This window comes from Streptomyces monomycini, from assembly GCF_022271435.1.
GTDB classification, from domain to species: Bacteria; Actinomycetota; Actinomycetes; order Streptomycetales; family Streptomycetaceae; genus Streptomyces; species Streptomyces monomycini.
Map to the genome: position 1 here is coordinate 1 of NZ_JAFIQY010000036.1, position 17,222 is coordinate 17,222.

Here is a 17,222-nt window from a genome sequence, read left to right on the forward strand (position 1 = left end):
CGGCGCCGCGGCGGGCGACAGCAGCGGCCCGGTGACCGCCGCCTCGGCCGTCGCGGGCACCGCCGCCCTGCTCGCCCTGGGGCTCTCCGGCGCCGCGGCGCTGCGCAGGCGCCACAGCCGCTGAGGCCCTCCCGGGGTGCCGCCCCGGCGCCCGGCCCGGACGGACCCCACCCGTCCGGGCCGGGCGAACACCACCCGCCCGGTCCGGACGCCCCGCGCCCGCGCATGCGGCAGCGCCTCTTCCCGCGCCGTACCCCCGGCGTGCATGCCCGCAGCGGCCCACGGTCCGCCCGCTGTCACTGCCCCCAAGTAGGGTGGGCGGCATGGCAGACCCCAGCAGTTACCGACCCAAGCCGGGACAGATCCCCGACTCGCCCGGGGTCTACAGATTCCGTGACGAGCACCGCCGCGTCATCTACGTCGGCAAGGCCAAGAGCCTGCGCCAGCGCCTGTCCAGCTACTTCCAGGACCTGGCCAACCTCCACCCGCGTACCCGCACGATGGTCACCACCGCGGCCTCCGTCGAGTGGACGGTCGTCAACACCGAGGTCGAGGCGCTCCAGCTCGAATACACCTGGATCAAGGAGTACGACCCGCGGTTCAACGTCAAGTACCGCGACGACAAGAGCTATCCGTATCTGGCCGTCACCCTCAACGAGGAGTACCCCAGGGTCCGGGTCATGCGCGGCGCCAAGAAGAAGGGCGTGCGCTACTTCGGCCCGTACGGCCAGGCCTGGGCCATCCGCGAGACCGTCGACCTGATGCTGCGCGTCTTCCCCGTACGGACCTGCTCCGCCGGGGTCTTCAAGCGCTCCGCCCAGATCGGCCGCCCCTGTCTGCTCGGCTACATCGGCAAGTGCTCGGCCCCCTGCGTCGGCCGCGTCTCCCCCGAAGAGCACCGCGAACTGGCCGAGGAGTTCTGCGACTTCATGGCCGGCCGCACGGGTGCGTACATCCGCCGCCTGGAGAAGTCCATGCAGGAGGCGGCCGAGGAGATGGAGTACGAGCGGGCCGCTCGGCTGCGTGACGACGTGGACGCGCTCCGGCGGGCCATGGAGAAGAGCGCCGTGGTGCTCGCCGACGCCACCGACGCCGATCTGATCGCCCTCGCCGAGGACGAGCTGGAAGCGGCCGTGCAGATCTTCCACGTCCGCGGCGGCCGGGTGCGCGGCCAGCGCGGCTGGGTCACCGACAAGGTCGAGAACGTGGACACCGCCGCCCTCGTCGAGCACGCCCTCCAGCAGCTGTACGGCGAGGAGAGCGGCGACGCCGTGCCCAAGGAAGTGCTGGTCCCGGCCCTGCCCGACCCGGTCGAACCGGTCCAGCAGTGGCTCACGGAGCGCCGCGGCTCCAACGTCTCGCTGCGTATCCCGCAGCGCGGCGACAAGAAGGACCTGATGGCCACGGTCCAGCGCAACGCGCAGCAGGCCCTGGCCCTGCACAAGACCAAGCGCGCCTCCGACCTGACCACCCGCTCCCGCGCCCTGGAGGAGATCGCCCAGGCCCTCGGCCTGGACTCGGTGCCGCTGCGCATCGAGTGCTTCGACATCTCCCACCTCCAGGGCGACGACGTGGTGGCCTCGATGGTGGTCTTCGAGGACGGCCTGGCCCGCAAGAGCGAGTACCGCCGCTTCCAGATCAAGACCTTCGAGGGCCAGGACGACGTCCGGGCCATGCACGAAGTCGTCGGCCGCCGCTTCCGGCGCTACCTCCAGGAGAAGCAGCAGACGGGGGAGTGGGACGAGGAGGCGCCCGCCGGCGAGGACGAGACGGCCGCCGCCGGACTCACCGCCGGGCCCGCCACCGAATCCACCGCAGGGCCCGCGGCCGGTCCCGTCACCGGCCCCGCCGACGAGGACGCGCCCGTGGTCACCGGCCCCACCGACGAGGAGGGCCGCCCCAAGCGCTTCGCGTACCCGCCGCAGCTCGTCGTCGTGGACGGCGGCCAGCCGCAGGTCGCCGCCGCCCAGCGGGCCCTGTCCGAGCTGGGCATCGACGACGTCGCCGTCTGCGGCCTGGCCAAGCGCCTCGAAGAGGTCTGGGTGCCCGACGAGGACGACCCCGTCGTCCTGCCCCGCAGCAGCGAAGGCCTCTACCTCCTCCAGCGCGTCCGTGACGAAGCCCACCGCTTTGCCATCGCCTACCAGCGCAACAAGCGCGGCAAGCGCCTCAAGACCGGGCCGCTGGACAGCGTCCCCGGTCTCGGCGAGAGTCGCCGACAGGCCCTGCTGAAGCACTTCGGCTCGGTCAAGCGGCTGCGCGCCGCGCGGATCGAGGACATCTGCGAGGTGCCGGGGATCGGCCGCAAGACGGCCGAGACGATCGCGGCGGCGCTGGCCGGAGCGGCTCCGGCCGCCCCGGCCGTGAACACCGCCACAGGAGAGATCATTGAGGATGACGCGACCCCGCCGGCCGCGTTGTCGTCAGAACGGGGGCAGGAACGATGAGCAGCAGTACCGAGCAGCACAGGCACGACACGCGGGAAGCCCAGGACACCCGGCCTTCCCGCACGACCGAGAGAGACGGTGCACAGGTGAGTACGGGCACGATGCGCGATGCCGACACGGGCGAGAGCGCCGCCATCCCCGAGCTGGTGATCATCTCCGGGATGTCCGGGGCCGGCCGCAGCACGGCCGCCAAGTGCCTGGAGGACCTCGGCTGGTTCGTCGTCGACAACATCCCGCCCGAGCTGATCCCGCCCATGGTCGAGCTGGGCGCCCGCTCGCAGGGCAACGTCGCCCGGATCGCCGTCGTCGTGGACGTCCGCGGCCGGCGCTTCTTCGACAACCTCAAGGAGTCCCTGGCCACCCTCGACGCGCAGAGCGTCAAGCGCCGCATCGTCTTCCTGGAGTCCTCCGACGAGGCCCTGGTGCGCCGCTTCGAGTCCGTCCGCCGCCCGCACCCCCTCCAGGGCGACGGGCGCATCGTGGACGGCATCGCCGCCGAACGCGACCTGCTGCGCGAGCTGCGCGGCGACGCCGACCTGGTCATCGACACCTCCAGCCTGAACGTCCACGAACTGCGCGCCAAGATGGACGCCCAGTTCGCCGGCGAGGAGGTGCCCGAGCTCCGCGCGACGGTCATGTCCTTCGGCTTCAAGTACGGCCTGCCCGTCGACGCCGACATGGTCATCGACTGCCGCTTCATCCCCAACCCGCACTGGGTCCCCGAGCTGCGCCCCTACACCGGCCTGAACGACGAGGTCTCCGGCTACGTCTTCGGCCAGCCCGGTGCCAAGGAGTTCCTGGACGGCTACGCGGAGCTGCTGCGCATCGTCGCCGAGGGTTACCGCCGCGAGGGCAAGCGGTACGTGACCATCGCCGTCGGCTGTACGGGCGGCAAGCACCGCAGCGTCGCCATGTCCGAGAAGCTCGCCCACCGCCTGGTCTCCGAAGGCGTCGAGACCGTCGTCGTCCACCGGGACATGGGGCGCGAATGACCGCCCGCCCCCTGCGGCTGCGCCGGGTCCGCAAGCTGGTCCCGGGCAGCCGCTCCGGCAGGGGCGCCACGCCCAAGGTCGTGGCGCTCGGCGGCGGCATGGGCCTGTCCGCCTCGCTGGCCGCGCTGCGCCGCATCACCGGCGACCTGACCGCCGTGGTCACGGTCGCCGACGACGGCGGTTCCAGCGGCCGGCTGCGCGACGAGCTGGGCGTCCTGCCGCCCGGCGACCTGCGCAAGGCGCTCGCCGCGCTGTGCGGGGACGACGACTGGGGCCAGACCTGGTCCCGGGTGATCCAGCACCGCTTCACCAGCGAGGGCGAGCTGCACGACCACGCCGTCGGCAACCTTCTCATCGTCGCCCTGTGGGAACAGCTCGGCGACCACGTCCAGGCCCTGGACCTGGTCGGCAAGCTGCTCGGCGCGCACGGCCGGGTGCTGCCCATGTCCGCCGTACCCCTGGAGCTCCAGGCCCTGGTCAAGGGCCACGACGAGACCCGCCCGGACGAGGTCTCCACGGTCCGCGGCCAGGCCACGGTCGCCCTGACCCCCGGCGAGGTGCAGTCCGTGCACCTCGTCCCGGAGGACCCGCCCGCCGTGCCCGAGGTCGTCGCCGCGGTCCGCGACGCGGACTGGGTGGTGCTCGGCCCCGGCTCCTGGTTCTCCTCCGTCATCCCGCACCTGCTCGTCCCCGAGCTGCGCGAGGCGCTGGAGGAGACCAAGGCCCGTAAGGTCCTCTCGCTGAACCTCGCACCCCAGCCCGGCGAAACCGATGGCTTTTCCCCGCAGCGTCATTTGGAGGTTTTGGCCCGACACGCCCCTAAACTCGCCTTCGACGTGGTGCTGGCCGACCGGGCCGCCGTGCCCGACACCGAGAGCCTGACCGTCGCTGCCAAACAGCTCGTGGGCAGCGAGGTCGAGCTGGCGGAGGTCGCCGCGCCCGGCAGCCCCTGCGGCACGGCGGAGACCCACAAGGGTGCCGCCCGGCACGACCCGGAGCTGCTGGCCGCCGCGTACGACCGTATTTTTCGGATGCATGGAAGGATCGGCCCATGGCGATGACGGCAGCGGTGAAGGACGAAATCTCCCGGCTCCCCGTCACCCGGACCTGCTGCCGGAAGTCGGAGGTCTCGTCGATCCTGCGGTTCGCGGGTGGTCTGCACCTGGTCAGCGGCCGGATCGTGATCGAGGCGGAGCTGGACACGGGCATCGCCGCCCGACGGCTGCGCAAGGACATCCTGGAGATCTTCGGCCACTCCTCCGACCTGGTGGTGATGGCCCCCGGCGGCCTGCGGCGCGGCAGCCGCTACGTCGTACGGGTCGTCGCCGGCGGCGATCAGCTCGCCCGCCAGACCGGCCTGGTCGACGGCCGTGGAAGGCCCATCCGCGGCCTGCCCCCGCAGGTCGTCTCCGGAGCCACCTGTGACGCCGAGGCGGCCTGGCGCGGGGCCTTCCTCGCCCACGGCTCGCTCACCGAGCCCGGCCGCTCCTCCTCCCTGGAGGTCACCTGCCCCGGACCCGAGGCCGCCCTCGCCCTGGTCGGCGCCGCCCGCCGGCTCGGCATCGGCGCCAAGGCCCGCGAGGTACGCGGCGTGGACCGCGTCGTCGTCCGTGACGGTGATGCGATTGGCGCGCTGTTGACGCGCCTGGGGGCCCACGAGTCCGTACTGGCCTGGGAGGAACGCCGGATGCGCCGCGAGGTCCGCGCCACGGCCAACCGCCTCGCCAACTTCGACGACGCCAACCTGCGCCGCTCGGCCCGCGCCGCGGTCGCCGCGGGCGCCCGGGTCCAGCGCGCCCTGGAGATCCTCGGCGAAGAGGTCCCCGAGCACCTCGCCGCGGCCGGCCGCCTGCGCATGGACCACAAGCAGGCCTCCCTGGAGGAACTGGGCGCCCTCGCGGACCCGCCCCTGACCAAGGACGCCGTCGCGGGCCGCATCCGCCGCCTTCTGGCCATGGCCGACAAGCGCGCCCAGGACCTGGGCATCCCCGGCACGGAGTCCAACCTGTCGGAGGAGATGGCGGACGGCATGGTCGGCTGAGATGGCGCGTTCCGCGCCGGAGGCCGGGTAGGGGTTTCGGTGCCCGGTGGCGGGCTGGGCGCCGTGGCCGACTCCCTGCCCGTACCGGGCGGCGCTCCCCGTACCGGGGTACGGGACCGGGCCTCCAGACTTCGTCCTACGGCCCGCCCCCTTCCGCCGTACGGCGTCCGACGGCCGGTGGGGGCAGGCGTCCCCCCACCCTCGTACGTGTCAGCCGACCGTGTACGGGAGGGTGCGGGACCGTAGGACGAAGTCTGTAGGGCCCGGGCCCGCGCCACGGTCGGGCTGCCCGCGGTACGGCGGAGTTTCGGCGCCCGGTGGCGGGTCGGGCTTCGTGGCCGACTGGCTGCCTGTGCTGGGCGGCGCCTCCCGTACCGGGGTACGGGACCGGTCCTACAGACTTCGTCCTACGGCCCGCCCCCTTCCGTCGTACGGCGTCCGACGGCCGGTGGGGGCAGGCGTCCCCCCACCCACGCCGCGAAAGCCGAACACGTACGGGAGGGTGCGGGACCGTAGGACGAAGTCTGTAGGGCCCGGGCGCGCGCCACAGGCGGGCTGCCCGCAGTCCGGCGGAGTTTCGGCGCCCGACGGCGGGTCGGGCTCCGTGGCCGACTGGCTGCCTGTGCCGGGCGGCGCCTCCCGTACCGGGGTACGGGACCGGGCCTCCAGACTTCGTCCTACGGCCCGCCCCCTTCCGCCGTACGGCGACGGACGGCCGGTGGGGGCAGGCGTCCCCCCACCCACGCCGCGAAAGCCGAACACGTACGGGAGGGTGCGGGACCGTAGGACGAAGTCTGTAGGGCCCGGGCCCGCGCCACGGTCGGGCTGCCCGCAGTACCGCGGAGTTTCGGCGCCCGACGGCGGGTTGGACTCCGTGGCCGACTGGCTGCCTGGGCCGGGCGGCGCTCTCCTCGGTCCGGGTACGGGACCGGCCCTCCAGACTTCGTCCTACGGTCCGGACCCTTCCGCCGTACGGCGACTGACGGCCGGTGGGGGCAGGTGTCCGCCGCACCGGGTAGGCGTCGGCCTGACGCGTACGGGAGGGAACAGGCCGCAGATCCGCTCGTGGCCCGGGAAAGCATGTGCGCCCCAGGGCGGCCGCTGTCTAGCCTGAGGTGATGGACGCGGTACGGATCAGGCCGATGCGCGAAGAGGATCTTCCGGCGGTGGAGCGGGCCTCGGCGCTGACGTTTCTGGATGCCGATCGGCGTGATCGCAGGGTCAGTGACCCGGAGCCGGAGTTGCGGTCCGCCGCAGCTGCTCGGCAGTGGACCGACCTGATGCGCTATTACCTGGGTACGGACCCGGACGGCTGTCGAGTCGCGGTGGAAGCGGAAGCGGGCGCAGGCGTGGACCATGTGGTCGGCTTCGCCGTTTCGCAGAAGCGTGAGTCGCTGTGGTATCTCGCCACCTACGGTGTGCTGCCCGGCCACCAGCGCCGGGGCATCGGCAAGCGCCTGCTGGACGCCGTTCTCGCGCACGCCGACGGGAGCCCCGGCATCTTCTCGTCAAGTGTCCACCCCGGCGCGACCCGCCGGTACCGGCTCGCCGGGTTCTCGCTCCACCCGCAGATGCGCATGGTCGGCACCGTCGACCGGTCCGCCCTCCCGGCTGTCGACGGCCTCCGGGAGGGGCGGGCGGAGGACTTCCCGTGGATGGACCGGCTGGACCGGGAGCTGCGGGGTGCCGGGCACGGCCCTGACCACGGCCGTCTGCTCGCCACCCACCGGCTGGTCGTGTCCCGGGAGCGGAGCAGGCCGGGGTATGTCTACGTCGACGGCCGGGGACGGGCCGCGCTGCTGGCCGCCGCGTGTGCCGACACCGCGCAGCGGCTGCTGTGGGAGGCGCTGGCCGCGTCGGACGGCCGTACCCTCGTCAACTGCATCACCGCCCCCAACGAGTGGGCGGTCGACGTCGGTCTCGCCGCGGGGCTCGCCATCGGCCAGGAGGGCTACATCGCCGTCCGCGGCCTGCCCGTCCCGGCGCCCTACCTGGCCGACGGCCACTTCCTGTGAACCGCGCGGGCGCGCGCAGCGCACGGTGGTGCGACGTCTCCAAGAGCTTCTAGGTCGCACATCCGCCATTCGCCACACCCCGTATTGACATGATCATGCAGCGTGACCAGTCTGTCGAACGCCTATTCACGAGAGGGACGACGGCAAGGGGGGCTCATGAGACGCAGGGCGAGATCCTTACTCGCGGCAGCGGCGTTGCTGCTGGGAGGGGTGGTGGCGGTGCCCGCCGCGCAGGCGCAGGCGCGGGCGGAGGACGGGGCGGGGCGGGACGCGGTCGGGGTCTGGACGGCCGAGGTCACCAAGGCGCAGGTGCCGCTGCTGCTCAAAGCGGGGGTGGACGGCCACGAGCTGAGCGCGCAGGTGCCGAGCACCGGTAAGGCGGAGGTCGAGGTGTACCTCTCCGCCGGGCAGGCCGCCGGGCTGCGCCAACAGGGCGTGGAGCTGACGCGCAAGATCGTGCCGGCGGAGACGCAGCGCAGGCTCAGGGCTCAGGGGGACGGGGTCTTCCGCCCGTACCTGGGTGCCAACGGCCTGATGAAGGAGATGATCGACACCGCGCGGCACCACCGCGACCTCGCCAAGGTCGTCAGCATCGGCAAGACCGTCAAGGGCCGCGACATCATGGCCCTGAAGCTCACCAAGAACGCCGAGAAGACCGCGGACGGCGCCAAGCCCGCGGTGCTGTACGCGTCCAACCAGCACGCCCGGGAGTGGATCACTCCCGAGATGACCCGGCGGCTGATGCAGTACTACCTGGCCGGGTACGGCAAGGACCCGCGGCTGACCAAGATCCTCGACACCACCGAGCTGTGGTTCCTGCTCTCCGCCAACCCGGACGGTTACGACTACACCTTCGAGAGCCCGCAGAACCGCCTGTGGCGCAAGAACCTGCGCGACAACAACGGCGACGGCAGGATCACCCCCGGCGACGGCGTCGACCTCAACCGCAACTTCTCCTACAAGTGGGGCTACGACAACGAGGGTTCGTCCCCGAACCCGGCGGGCGAGACCTACCGCGGCCCGGCCGCCGCCTCCGAGCCCGAGACCAAGGCGCTGGACGCCTTCGAGAAGCGCATCGGTTTCCGGTACGCCATCAACTACCACTCCGCCGCCGAGTTGATCCTGTACGGCGTCGGCTGGCAGGTGGCCACGCCCACTCCGGACGACGTCCTCTACCGGGCGCTGGCCGGCACGCCTGAGAAGCCCGCGATCCCCGGCTACCGCCCGCAGGTCTCCTCCGAGTTGTACATCACCAACGGTGAGGCCGACGGCCACGCGTCCAACGTCAACGGCATTCCCATGTTCACCCCGGAGATGTCGACCTGTCAGACGGCCTCCGACGCCGACCCGAACGACGAGTGGAACGCCGCCGACTGCCAGTCCGTCTTCAACTTCCCCGACTCCGAGAAGCTCATCCAGGCGGAGTTCGAGAAGAACATCCCCTTCGCGCTCTCCGTCGCCGAGAGCGCCCGGCGCCCCGACCAGCCCGTCTCGTCCGTAGGGATGAAGGCGCCGGACTTCACCCCGCACGCGTTCACCACCTCCTACGCCCGCGGCGAGGACCAGGAAGTCGCCGTCACCGCGCGCAAGTCCGTACGGGACAAGGAGCTGAACTACCGCGTCAACGACGGCCGCCGGCACACGGAGGAGCTGGCGGCGTGGAAGGGCGGCGAGACCTACGGGGGCGAGGACAACCTCCACTTCGACCAGTACCGGGCGTCCGTCGAAGGGGCCGATCCGGGGGACAAGGTCGAGGTGTGGTTCTCCGGTTGGACGCGCGACGGCAAGACCACCAAGAGTGAACCTTTCACCTACACCGTCGCCGAGCGGCCGCGTGCCGACACCCTCGTCCTCGCCGAGGAGGGCGGCACCACCCCCGCGCAGCACACCGCCGCCTACACCAAGGCGCTCGCCGCGAACGGCCACCGCGCCGCGGTCTGGGACGTCGCCCGACGGGGTGCCCCGGACGCGCTCGGTGTCCTGAGCCACTTCGACAACGTCGTCTGGTACACCGGACCGGGCCGCCCGGGCGGCGCCACCCTGCTGGCCGTACGCGACTACCTCAACGAGGGCGGCAAGCTGCTCGCTGCGGGTGAGCAGGCGGGCGGCACCGCCGTGGTCGGCCGGGCCGTGACCGACGACTTCAGCCAGTACTACCTGGGCGCCGGCAGCCGCGTCCCCGTCAAGAACCCGCCCGCCTTCAAGGGCGCCGGCAAGCTGGCCGGCGCGGAGGTGAAGCTCGGCGACGCGCCGGGCAACCCGCTGGATTCCGCGGGCGCCCACTCGGTGATCTCCGACGAGCTGCCACCGGCCACGTTCCCCCAGTTCGCCAGCGCCGCGGCCGGCGACTACCCGGGAGTACGGACGCCGTTCCAGCCGTACGAGGGTGACTGGTTCGCCGCCGCACAGCACCGCGACACCTCCTGGATGCGGCTGTCCCGCACCGTGGACCTGACCGGCGTGACCGCGGCCGACCGGCCCACCCTCCAGTTCATGCTCAGCCACGACACCGAGGACGGGTACGACAACGCCGTCGTCGAGGCGCACACCGTGGGCCGGGACGACTGGACGACGCTGCCCGACGCGAACGGCGGCACCCGCACCGACGTGCCCGCCGAGTGCGGAGCGGGCTACTACCTGGCCGCGCACCCCTTCCTCCAGCACTACCTGACCCGTACCGGCACCGAGTGCCGCAACACCGGCAGCACCGGTGCGTGGAACCGCTTCACCGGCGCCTCGGACGGCTGGCGGCCGGTCGCCGTCGACCTGTCCGCCTACGCCGGGCAGCGCGTCGAGCTGGCGCTCTCGTACATCACCGACCCCAGCACCGGCGGCCGCGGCGTCTTCGTGGACAACACCAGGCTCACCACCGGCACCGGCGGCGAGCCGCTGGAGGGCTTCGAGACCTCGCTCGGGCCCTGGGCCGTCCCCGGGCCGCCCGCCGGCAGCCCGCCCGCCACGGGCGACTGGGCCCGCTCCAAGGAGCTGTTCCGGGCCGCCGGCGCGGTGACCACCCGGAACACCGTCCTGCTGGGCTTCGGCCTGGAGCATGTACAGACCGCCGCGGAACGGGCGGAACTGACCGGCGCGGCGCTCAAGGCCCTCGACGGCTGACCGCGCCCGTCCTCTCTCGGCGAACAGGGCGGCCCGTGGCCCCAGAGTGGGCCCGGACCGCCCCTGTCAATGTCACGTACGTCTCGTATTGGGGGTAGGGTCGGAGGCGGTCGGGGACATCCCATACAGCTCGCCGGTACTGCACCGGCGCACCAACGAGGAGATCGGTTCGTGACGATCCGCGTAGGCATCAACGGATTCGGCCGCATTGGTCGCAACTACTTCCGCGCGCTCCTGGAGCAGGGTGCGGACATCGAGATCGTCGGTGTCAACGACCTGACCGACAACGCCACCCTGGTTCACCTGCTGAAGTACGACACCATCCTGGGTCGTCTGAAGCACGACGTCAGCCACACCGACGACACCATCACGGTCGGCAAGCAGACCTTCAAGACGATGGCCGAGCGCGACCCCGCCAACCTGCCCTGGGGCGAGCTGGGCGCCGACATCGTCATCGAGTCGACCGGCATCTTCACCAAGAAGGCCGACGCCGAGAAGCACATCCAGGCCGGCGCCAAGAAGGTCCTGATCTCCGCGCCCGCCAAGGGTGAGGACATCACGATCGTGATGGGCGTCAACCAGGACAAGTACGACGCGGCCAACCACCACGTCATCTCCAACGCCTCCTGCACCACCAACTGCGTGGCGCCGATGGCCAAGGTTCTCGACGAGAACTTCGGCATCGTCAAGGGCCTGATGACGACCGTCCACGCGTACACCAACGACCAGCGCATCCTGGACTTCCCGCACTCGGACCTGCGCCGCGCCCGCGCCGCCGCGGAGAACATCATCCCGACCACGACCGGTGCCGCCAAGGCCACCGCGCTGGTCCTCCCGCAGCTCGAGGGCAAGCTGGACGGCATCGCCATGCGCGTCCCGGTCCCCACCGGCTCCGTGACCGACCTGGTCATCGAGCTGGAGCGCGAGGTCACCAAGGACGAGATCAACGCCGCCTTCCAGAAGGCGGCCGAGGGCCAGCTCAAGGGCATCCTGGAGTACACCGAGGACCCGATCGTCTCCTCGGACATCGTCAACTGGCCGGCCTCCTGCACCTTCGACTCCTCCCTGACGATGGCGCAGGGCAAGAGCGTCAAGGTCATCGGCTGGTACGACAACGAGTGGGGCTACTCCAACCGCCTGGTGGACCTGACCACCTTCGTCGGCGGCCAGCTCTGACACCTGCCTGATCAAGGCCAGGGCACGTAGATGTGCGGAAGGGGCTCGTAGGGCGCACCGAAGCGCCGTACGGGCCCCCTCCCATGACCGACCTACGCAACGGAGTCACTTCGCATGAAGACGATCGACGATCTCGCCCAGGACGGGCTGTCCGGCAAGCGGGTCTTCGTCCGCGCGGACCTCAATGTGCCGCTGGACGGCACCAGCATCACCGACGACGGCCGCATCCGCGCCGTCCAGCCGACGATCGCCAAGCTCGCGCAGCTCGGCGCCAAGGTGATCGTCGCCTCCCACCTGGGCCGTCCCAAGGGCGCCCCCGACCCGGCCTTCTCGCTGCGCCCGGCCGCCGAGCGCCTCGGTGAGCTGATCGGCCGCGACGTCGCCTTCGCCACCGACACGGTCGGCGAGTCCGCCCGCTCCGTCGTCGCCGGGCTCGGGGAGGGCGAGGTCGCCGTCCTGGAGAACCTGCGCTTCAACCCGGGCGAGACCAGCAAGGACGACGCCGAGCGCGGCGCCTTCGCGGACCAGCTCGCGGACCTCGCGGACGTGTACGTCGGTGACGGCTTCGGCGCCGTGCACCGCAAGCACGCCTCGGTCTACGACCTGCCGGCCCGCCTGCCGCACGCCGCGGGCGACCTGATCGCCGCCGAGGTCACCGTCCTGAAGAAGCTCACCGAGGACGTCAAGCGCCCCTACGTGGTCGTGCTCGGCGGCGCCAAGGTCTCCGACAAGCTCGCCGTCATCGACGAGCTGCTCGGCAAGGCCGACCGGCTGCTGATCGGCGGCGGCATGGCGTACACCTTCCTCAAGGCCAAGGGCTACGAGGTCGGCATCTCCCTCCTCCAGGAGGACCAGATCCCGAAGGTGACCGAGTACATGGAGCGGGCGGCGGCGAACGGCGTCGAGCTGGTGCTGCCCGTCGACATCCTGGCCTCGGCCGACTTCCCCGACCTGAAGACGAAGGCCCCGGCCGACTACGTCACGGTCGACGCCGACAAGATCCCCTCCGACAAGGAGGGCCTGGACATCGGCCCGAAGACCCGGGAGCTGTTCGCCTCGAAGATCGCCGACGCCGAGACCGTCTTCTGGAACGGCCCCGTAGGCGTCGCCGAGCACCCCGACTACGCCGGTGGCACCACCGCCATCGCGCGGGCCCTGCTGAACTGCGACGGCTTCACCGTCGTCGGCGGCGGCGACTCGGCCGCCGCGGTGCGCTCGCTCGGCTTCGACGAGAATGCTTTCGGCCACATCTCGACCGGCGGCGGCGCCAGCCTCGAATACCTCGAAGGCAAGACGCTCCCCGGCCTTGCCGCTCTGGAGGACTGAAGAACCGTGACTGACCGTACCCCGCTGATGGCGGGCAACTGGAAGATGAACCTCAACCACCTTGAGGCCATCGCACACGTCCAGAAGCTCGCCTTCGCACTCGCCGACAAGGACTACGAGGCCACCGAGGTCGCGGTCCTGCCGCCCTTCACCGACCTCCGCTCGGTGCAGACGCTGGTCGACGGCGACAAGCTGAAGATCAAGTACGGCGCCCAGGACCTCTCGGCGCAGGACTCCGGCGCGTACACCGGTGAGATCTCCGGCGGCATGCTGGCCAAGCTCAAGTGCAGCTACGTGGCCGTCGGCCACAGCGAGCGCCGCCAGTACCACGGCGAGAACGAAGAGATCTGCAACGCCAAGGTCAAGGCCGCCTTCAAGCACGGCATCACCCCGATCCTGTGCGTCGGCGAGGGCCTGGACGTCCGCAAGGCCGGCAACCAGGTCGAGCACACCCTCGCCCAGGTCGACGGCGGCCTGAAGGACGTGCCGGCCGAGCAGGCCGAGACCATCGTCATCGCCTACGAGCCCGTGTGGGCCATCGGCACCGGCGAGGTCGCCACGCCCGAGGACGCGCAGGAGGTCTGCGGCGCGATCCGCCGCCGCCTCGCCGAGCTGTACAGCCAGGAGCTGGCCGACAAGGTCCGCATCCAGTACGGCGGCTCGGTCAAGTCCGGCAACGTCGCCGCGATCATGGCGCAGCCGGACGTGGACGGCGCCCTGATCGGCGGCGCGGCGCTGGACGTGGACGAGTTCGTCAAGATCGTCCGGTTCCGCGACCAGTAGCGGCTATGACGACGGGCCAGGCCCGTCGTACCCTGTCGGGGCCGGTCCCGGTGCCATGTGCGCCGCCCGGCCCCGTACCATTCGATCTTCTTCGGTACGTCCCGTCCGTCAGTCCTAGAGAGTTGGTCCAGTCGTGGTCATCGGGTTCTCGGTAGCCCTCATCGTCTTCAGCCTGCTGCTGATGATGCTGGTGCTCATGCACAAGGGGAAGGGCGGCGGCCTGTCCGACATGTTCGGCGGCGGCATGCAGTCCTCGGTCGGCGGATCCTCCGTCGCGGAGCGCAACCTGGACCGCATCACCATCGTGATCGCCCTGTTCTGGTTCGCCTGCATCGTCGTACTCGGCGTCCTGATGAAGCTGGACAGCTGACGAACTGTCGAGGACGCGGCCTATCATGAGGGCGGCGTCCTCGGTGGGGGTGTAACTCCTGTCACTGGACGCGCGTTGGGCCTTACGTAGACTGGGGCGCTCGCAGCGCGACTGCTGTTCGATGCTTCGCAGCACCATTACGCAGGGAGTTACAACCGTGGCAAGTGGCAACGCGATCCGAGGAAGTCGGGTCGGGGCGGGGCCGATGGGGGAGGCCGAGCGAGGCGAGTCCGCGCCGCGCATCCGCATCTCCTTCTGGTGCTCGAACGGGCACGAGACTCAGCCCAGCTTCGCCGGCGACGCGCAGATTCCTGACACCTGGGACTGCCCGCGCTGCGGCTTCCCGGCAGGCAAGGACCGGGACAACCCGCCGGACCCGCCGCGCACCGAACCGTACAAGACGCACCTCGCGTACGTCCGGGAGCGCCGGAGCGACGCCGACGGCGAGGCGATCCTCGCCGAGGCCCTCGCCAAGCTGCGCGGAGAGATCTGACGGACCAGCACACACCACGACCGGCCCGGCCGGAGGGGACGCACCCCTCCCGGCCGGGCCGTCCGCGTACCGGGCCGGCCGGCGGGGTACCGGCGGAGGTGCTGAAACGGTTCGCCGGGGCGGCCGACAGCGGGGGGACACCTCATCCCGCTCCCTGATCAATTAGGTTGGGAGACGGCGGGGCCGGTACGAGAAGAAGAAGGCTGATGTCCGAGATGAACGCAGAAGGCCGCAACAGGCTCGACCAGACGCCTGAGTGGACCGCGCTGAACAAGCACCGGGAGCAGCTCGGGGAGGTGCGACTGCGCGAGCTGTTCGACCAGGACCCGGAGCGCGCCGGACGCTACACCCTCAAGGTCGGCGACCTGCACCTGGACTACTCCAAGCACCTGGTCACCGACGAGACGCTGCGCCTGCTGCGTGAGCTGGCCGCGGCCCGGGGCGTCGCCGAACTGCGGGACGCGATGTTCCGCGGCGACAGGATCAACGTCACCGAGAACCGGGCCGTGCTGCACACCGCGCTGCGCGCCCCCGAGTCCGCCACCGTCGAGGTGGACGGCGAGAACGTCGCCCCCGCCGTGCACGCCGTGCTGCGCAAGATGCAGATCTTCACCGACCGGGTGCGCTCGGGCGAGTGGAAGGGCCACACCGGCAAGCGCATCAAGACGGTCGTCAACATCGGTATCGGCGGCTCCGACCTGGGCCCGGCGATGGCGTACGAGGCGCTGCGCGCCTACTCCCACCGTGACATGCAGTTCCGTTTCGTCTCCAACGTGGACGGCGCGGACCTGCACGAGGCCGTCCGCGACCTCGACCCCGCGGAGACGCTCTTCATCGTCGCCTCGAAGACCTTCACCACCATCGAGACGATCACCAACGCCACCTCCGCCCGCAACTGGCTGCTGACCGGCCTGCGGGCCGGCGAGGACGCGGTGGCCAAGCACTTCGTCGCGCTGTCGACCAACGCCGAGAAGGTCGCCGACTTCGGCATCGACACCGACAACATGTTCGAGTTCTGGGACTGGGTCGGCGGCCGTTACTCCTACGACTCCGCGATCGGCCTCTCGCTCATGATCGCGATCGGTCCGGAGCGGTTCCGCGAGATGCTGGCCGGTTTCCACCTCGTCGACGAGCACTTCCGGTGCGCCCCCGCCGAGGAGAACGTCCCGCTCCTGCTCGGCCTCCTGGGCGTCTGGTACGGCAACTTCTGGGACGCCCAGTCGCACGCGGTCCTGCCGTACAGCCACTACCTCTCCAAGTTCACCGCGTACCTCCAGCAGCTGGACATGGAGTCCAACGGCAAGTCCGTGGACCGCGAGGGCAACCCGGTGCACTGGCAGACCGGCCCGGTCGTGTGGGGCACGCCCGGCACCAACGGTCAGCACGCGTACTACCAGCTCCTCCACCAGGGCACGAAGCTCATCCCCGCCGACCTCATCGGTTTCGCCAAGCCGGTCGAGGATCTCCAGCCGGGCCTGGTCGCCCAGCACGACCTGCTGATGGCCAACCTCTTCGCCCAGGGCCAGGCGCTGGCCTTCGGCAAGACCCCGGACGAGGTACGGGCCGAGGGCGTGCCCGAGGAATTGGTCCCGCACAAGACCTTCCAGGGCAACCGCCCCACCACCACCATCCTGGCCGAGGAGCTCACCCCCTCCGTCCTCGGCCAGCTCATCGCCCTGTACGAGCACAAGGTCTTCGTCCAGGGCGCCATCTGGAACATCGACTCCTTCGACCAGTGGGGCGTGGAGTTGGGCAAGGTACTGGCCAAGCGGGTCGAGCCCGCGCTGACCGAGGGCGCGGACGTCGAGGGCCTGGACGCCTCGACGAAGTCCCTGGTGGCCACGTACCGCGCGATGCGGGGCCGCTGATGGCGGCGGAGGAGGAGGTCCTGGCGAGCTTCCTGGACCTCCTCACCCCGGAGAACCGGGCATGGCTCCAGAGCCTCCCGGAGGGCGAGCAGCGCGACGTGGCGGTCCGTCACCTCGAAGCGGTACAGGGCGACAAGGAACATGCCCTGGGCCGGTACGACACGCATGACACCGAGGTGTCGGGGGTCGCGGTGGGCGATCTCCAGGACCCCGGCCACCTCGCCAACGCGATGGTCCGCCAGGAACAGGAACGACGGTCGTGACGAGCTGAGGCGGGGGCCCGCTCGCGGGCCGGCTTCCCGGTCTCAGCCCGGCGCGGGCCCGGGCCCTACAGACTTCGTCCTACGGTCCCGCACCCTCCCGTACACGGTCGGCTGACACGTACGAGGGTGGGGGGACGCCTGCCCCCACCGGCCGTCCGTCGCCGTACGACGGGAGGGGGCGGGCCGTAGGACGGAGTCTGGAGGCCCGGTCCCGTACCCCGGTACGGGAGGCGCCGCCCAGCACAGGCAGCCAGTCGGCCACGGAGTCCAACCCGCCGTCGGGCGCCGAAACTCCGCCGTACCGCGGGCAGCCCGACCGTGGCGCGGGCCCGGG

The 17,222-nt window shown here is 71.1% G+C and carries 13 protein-coding genes; all 13 read left to right on the forward strand.

What is annotated here, in order from left to right; translation table 11 throughout:
- The first annotated feature begins 323 nt into the window (after positions 1–323).
- Complete coding sequence (uvrC, locus tag JXZ78_RS30345; RefSeq protein WP_030023517.1) at positions 324–2,447, forward strand: excinuclease ABC subunit UvrC; 2,124 nt, start codon at positions 324–326, stop codon at positions 2,445–2,447.
- 86 nt (positions 2,448–2,533) lie between these two features.
- A complete protein-coding gene (gene rapZ / locus JXZ78_RS30350) occupies positions 2,534–3,439 on the forward strand; it encodes an RNase adapter RapZ (RefSeq protein ID WP_030023515.1) in 906 nt (301 codons plus the stop codon).
- Positions 3,436–4,500 carry a gluconeogenesis factor YvcK family protein gene (locus JXZ78_RS30355; RefSeq protein WP_030023513.1) on the forward strand — a complete coding sequence of 355 codons (1,065 nt, stop codon included), beginning with the start codon at positions 3,436–3,438 and terminating at the stop codon, positions 4,498–4,500. Before rapZ ends, JXZ78_RS30355 begins: the two co-directional genes overlap by 4 nt.
- Positions 4,491–5,480 carry a DNA-binding protein WhiA gene (gene whiA, locus JXZ78_RS30360; RefSeq protein ID WP_003987139.1) on the forward strand — a complete coding sequence of 330 codons (990 nt, stop codon included), beginning with the start codon at positions 4,491–4,493 and terminating at the stop codon, positions 5,478–5,480. Before JXZ78_RS30355 ends, whiA begins: the two co-directional genes overlap by 10 nt.
- A gap of 1,118 nt (positions 5,481–6,598) precedes the next feature.
- On the forward strand, positions 6,599–7,495 hold the full coding sequence (locus JXZ78_RS30365) for a GNAT family N-acetyltransferase (protein WP_030017970.1): 897 nt from the start codon (positions 6,599–6,601) through the stop codon (positions 7,493–7,495).
- A gap of 156 nt (positions 7,496–7,651) precedes the next feature.
- On the forward strand, positions 7,652–10,609 hold the full coding sequence (locus JXZ78_RS30370) for a M14 family metallopeptidase (protein ID WP_030017968.1): 2,958 nt from the start codon (positions 7,652–7,654) through the stop codon (positions 10,607–10,609).
- Positions 10,610–10,780: 171 nt separating this feature from the next.
- The gene (gene gap, locus JXZ78_RS30375) at positions 10,781–11,785 is read left to right on the forward strand and encodes a type I glyceraldehyde-3-phosphate dehydrogenase (protein WP_030017967.1); all 1,005 of its coding nucleotides are present in this window, start codon (positions 10,781–10,783) and stop codon (positions 11,783–11,785) included.
- Between the two features lie 114 nt (positions 11,786–11,899).
- Positions 11,900–13,111 carry a phosphoglycerate kinase gene (locus JXZ78_RS30380; protein ID WP_030017966.1) on the forward strand — a complete coding sequence of 404 codons (1,212 nt, stop codon included), beginning with the start codon at positions 11,900–11,902 and terminating at the stop codon, positions 13,109–13,111.
- A gap of 6 nt (positions 13,112–13,117) precedes the next feature.
- A complete protein-coding gene (tpiA, locus tag JXZ78_RS30385) occupies positions 13,118–13,894 on the forward strand; it encodes a triose-phosphate isomerase (RefSeq protein WP_030017965.1) in 777 nt (258 codons plus the stop codon).
- Positions 13,895–14,027: 133 nt separating this feature from the next.
- Complete coding sequence (gene secG / locus JXZ78_RS30390; RefSeq protein WP_030017964.1) at positions 14,028–14,264, forward strand: preprotein translocase subunit SecG; 237 nt, start codon at positions 14,028–14,030, stop codon at positions 14,262–14,264.
- A gap of 157 nt (positions 14,265–14,421) precedes the next feature.
- Positions 14,422–14,757, forward strand: coding sequence for an RNA polymerase-binding protein RbpA (locus JXZ78_RS30395; RefSeq protein ID WP_003986538.1), 336 nt, complete (start codon positions 14,422–14,424; stop codon positions 14,755–14,757).
- A 215-nt stretch (positions 14,758–14,972) separates the two neighbouring features.
- Complete coding sequence (gene pgi, locus JXZ78_RS30400; protein ID WP_030017961.1) at positions 14,973–16,625, forward strand: glucose-6-phosphate isomerase; 1,653 nt, start codon at positions 14,973–14,975, stop codon at positions 16,623–16,625.
- Positions 16,625–16,888: a hypothetical protein gene (locus JXZ78_RS30405; RefSeq protein WP_030017960.1), complete on the forward strand. Its 264-nt coding sequence runs from the start codon at positions 16,625–16,627 to the stop codon at positions 16,886–16,888. Before pgi ends, JXZ78_RS30405 begins: the two co-directional genes overlap by 1 nt.
- The last annotated feature ends 334 nt before the right edge of the window (positions 16,889–17,222 follow it).

Coding starts and splice junctions, on each gene's coding strand:
- JXZ78_RS30355 (WP_030023513.1), top strand. CDS start 3,436: ATGACCGCCCGCCCCCTGCGGCTGCGCCGGGTCCGCAAGCTGGTCCCG.
- JXZ78_RS30370 (WP_030017968.1), top strand. CDS start 7,652: ATGAGACGCAGGGCGAGATCCTTACTCGCGGCAGCGGCGTTGCTGCTG.
- JXZ78_RS30380 (WP_030017966.1), top strand. CDS start 11,900: ATGAAGACGATCGACGATCTCGCCCAGGACGGGCTGTCCGGCAAGCGG.
- pgi (WP_030017961.1), top strand. CDS start 14,973: ATGAACGCAGAAGGCCGCAACAGGCTCGACCAGACGCCTGAGTGGACC.
- uvrC (WP_030023517.1), top strand. CDS start 324: ATGGCAGACCCCAGCAGTTACCGACCCAAGCCGGGACAGATCCCCGAC.
- JXZ78_RS30405 (WP_030017960.1), top strand. CDS start 16,625: ATGGCGGCGGAGGAGGAGGTCCTGGCGAGCTTCCTGGACCTCCTCACC.
- JXZ78_RS30365 (WP_030017970.1), top strand. CDS start 6,599: ATGGACGCGGTACGGATCAGGCCGATGCGCGAAGAGGATCTTCCGGCG.
- whiA (WP_003987139.1), top strand. CDS start 4,491: ATGGCGATGACGGCAGCGGTGAAGGACGAAATCTCCCGGCTCCCCGTC.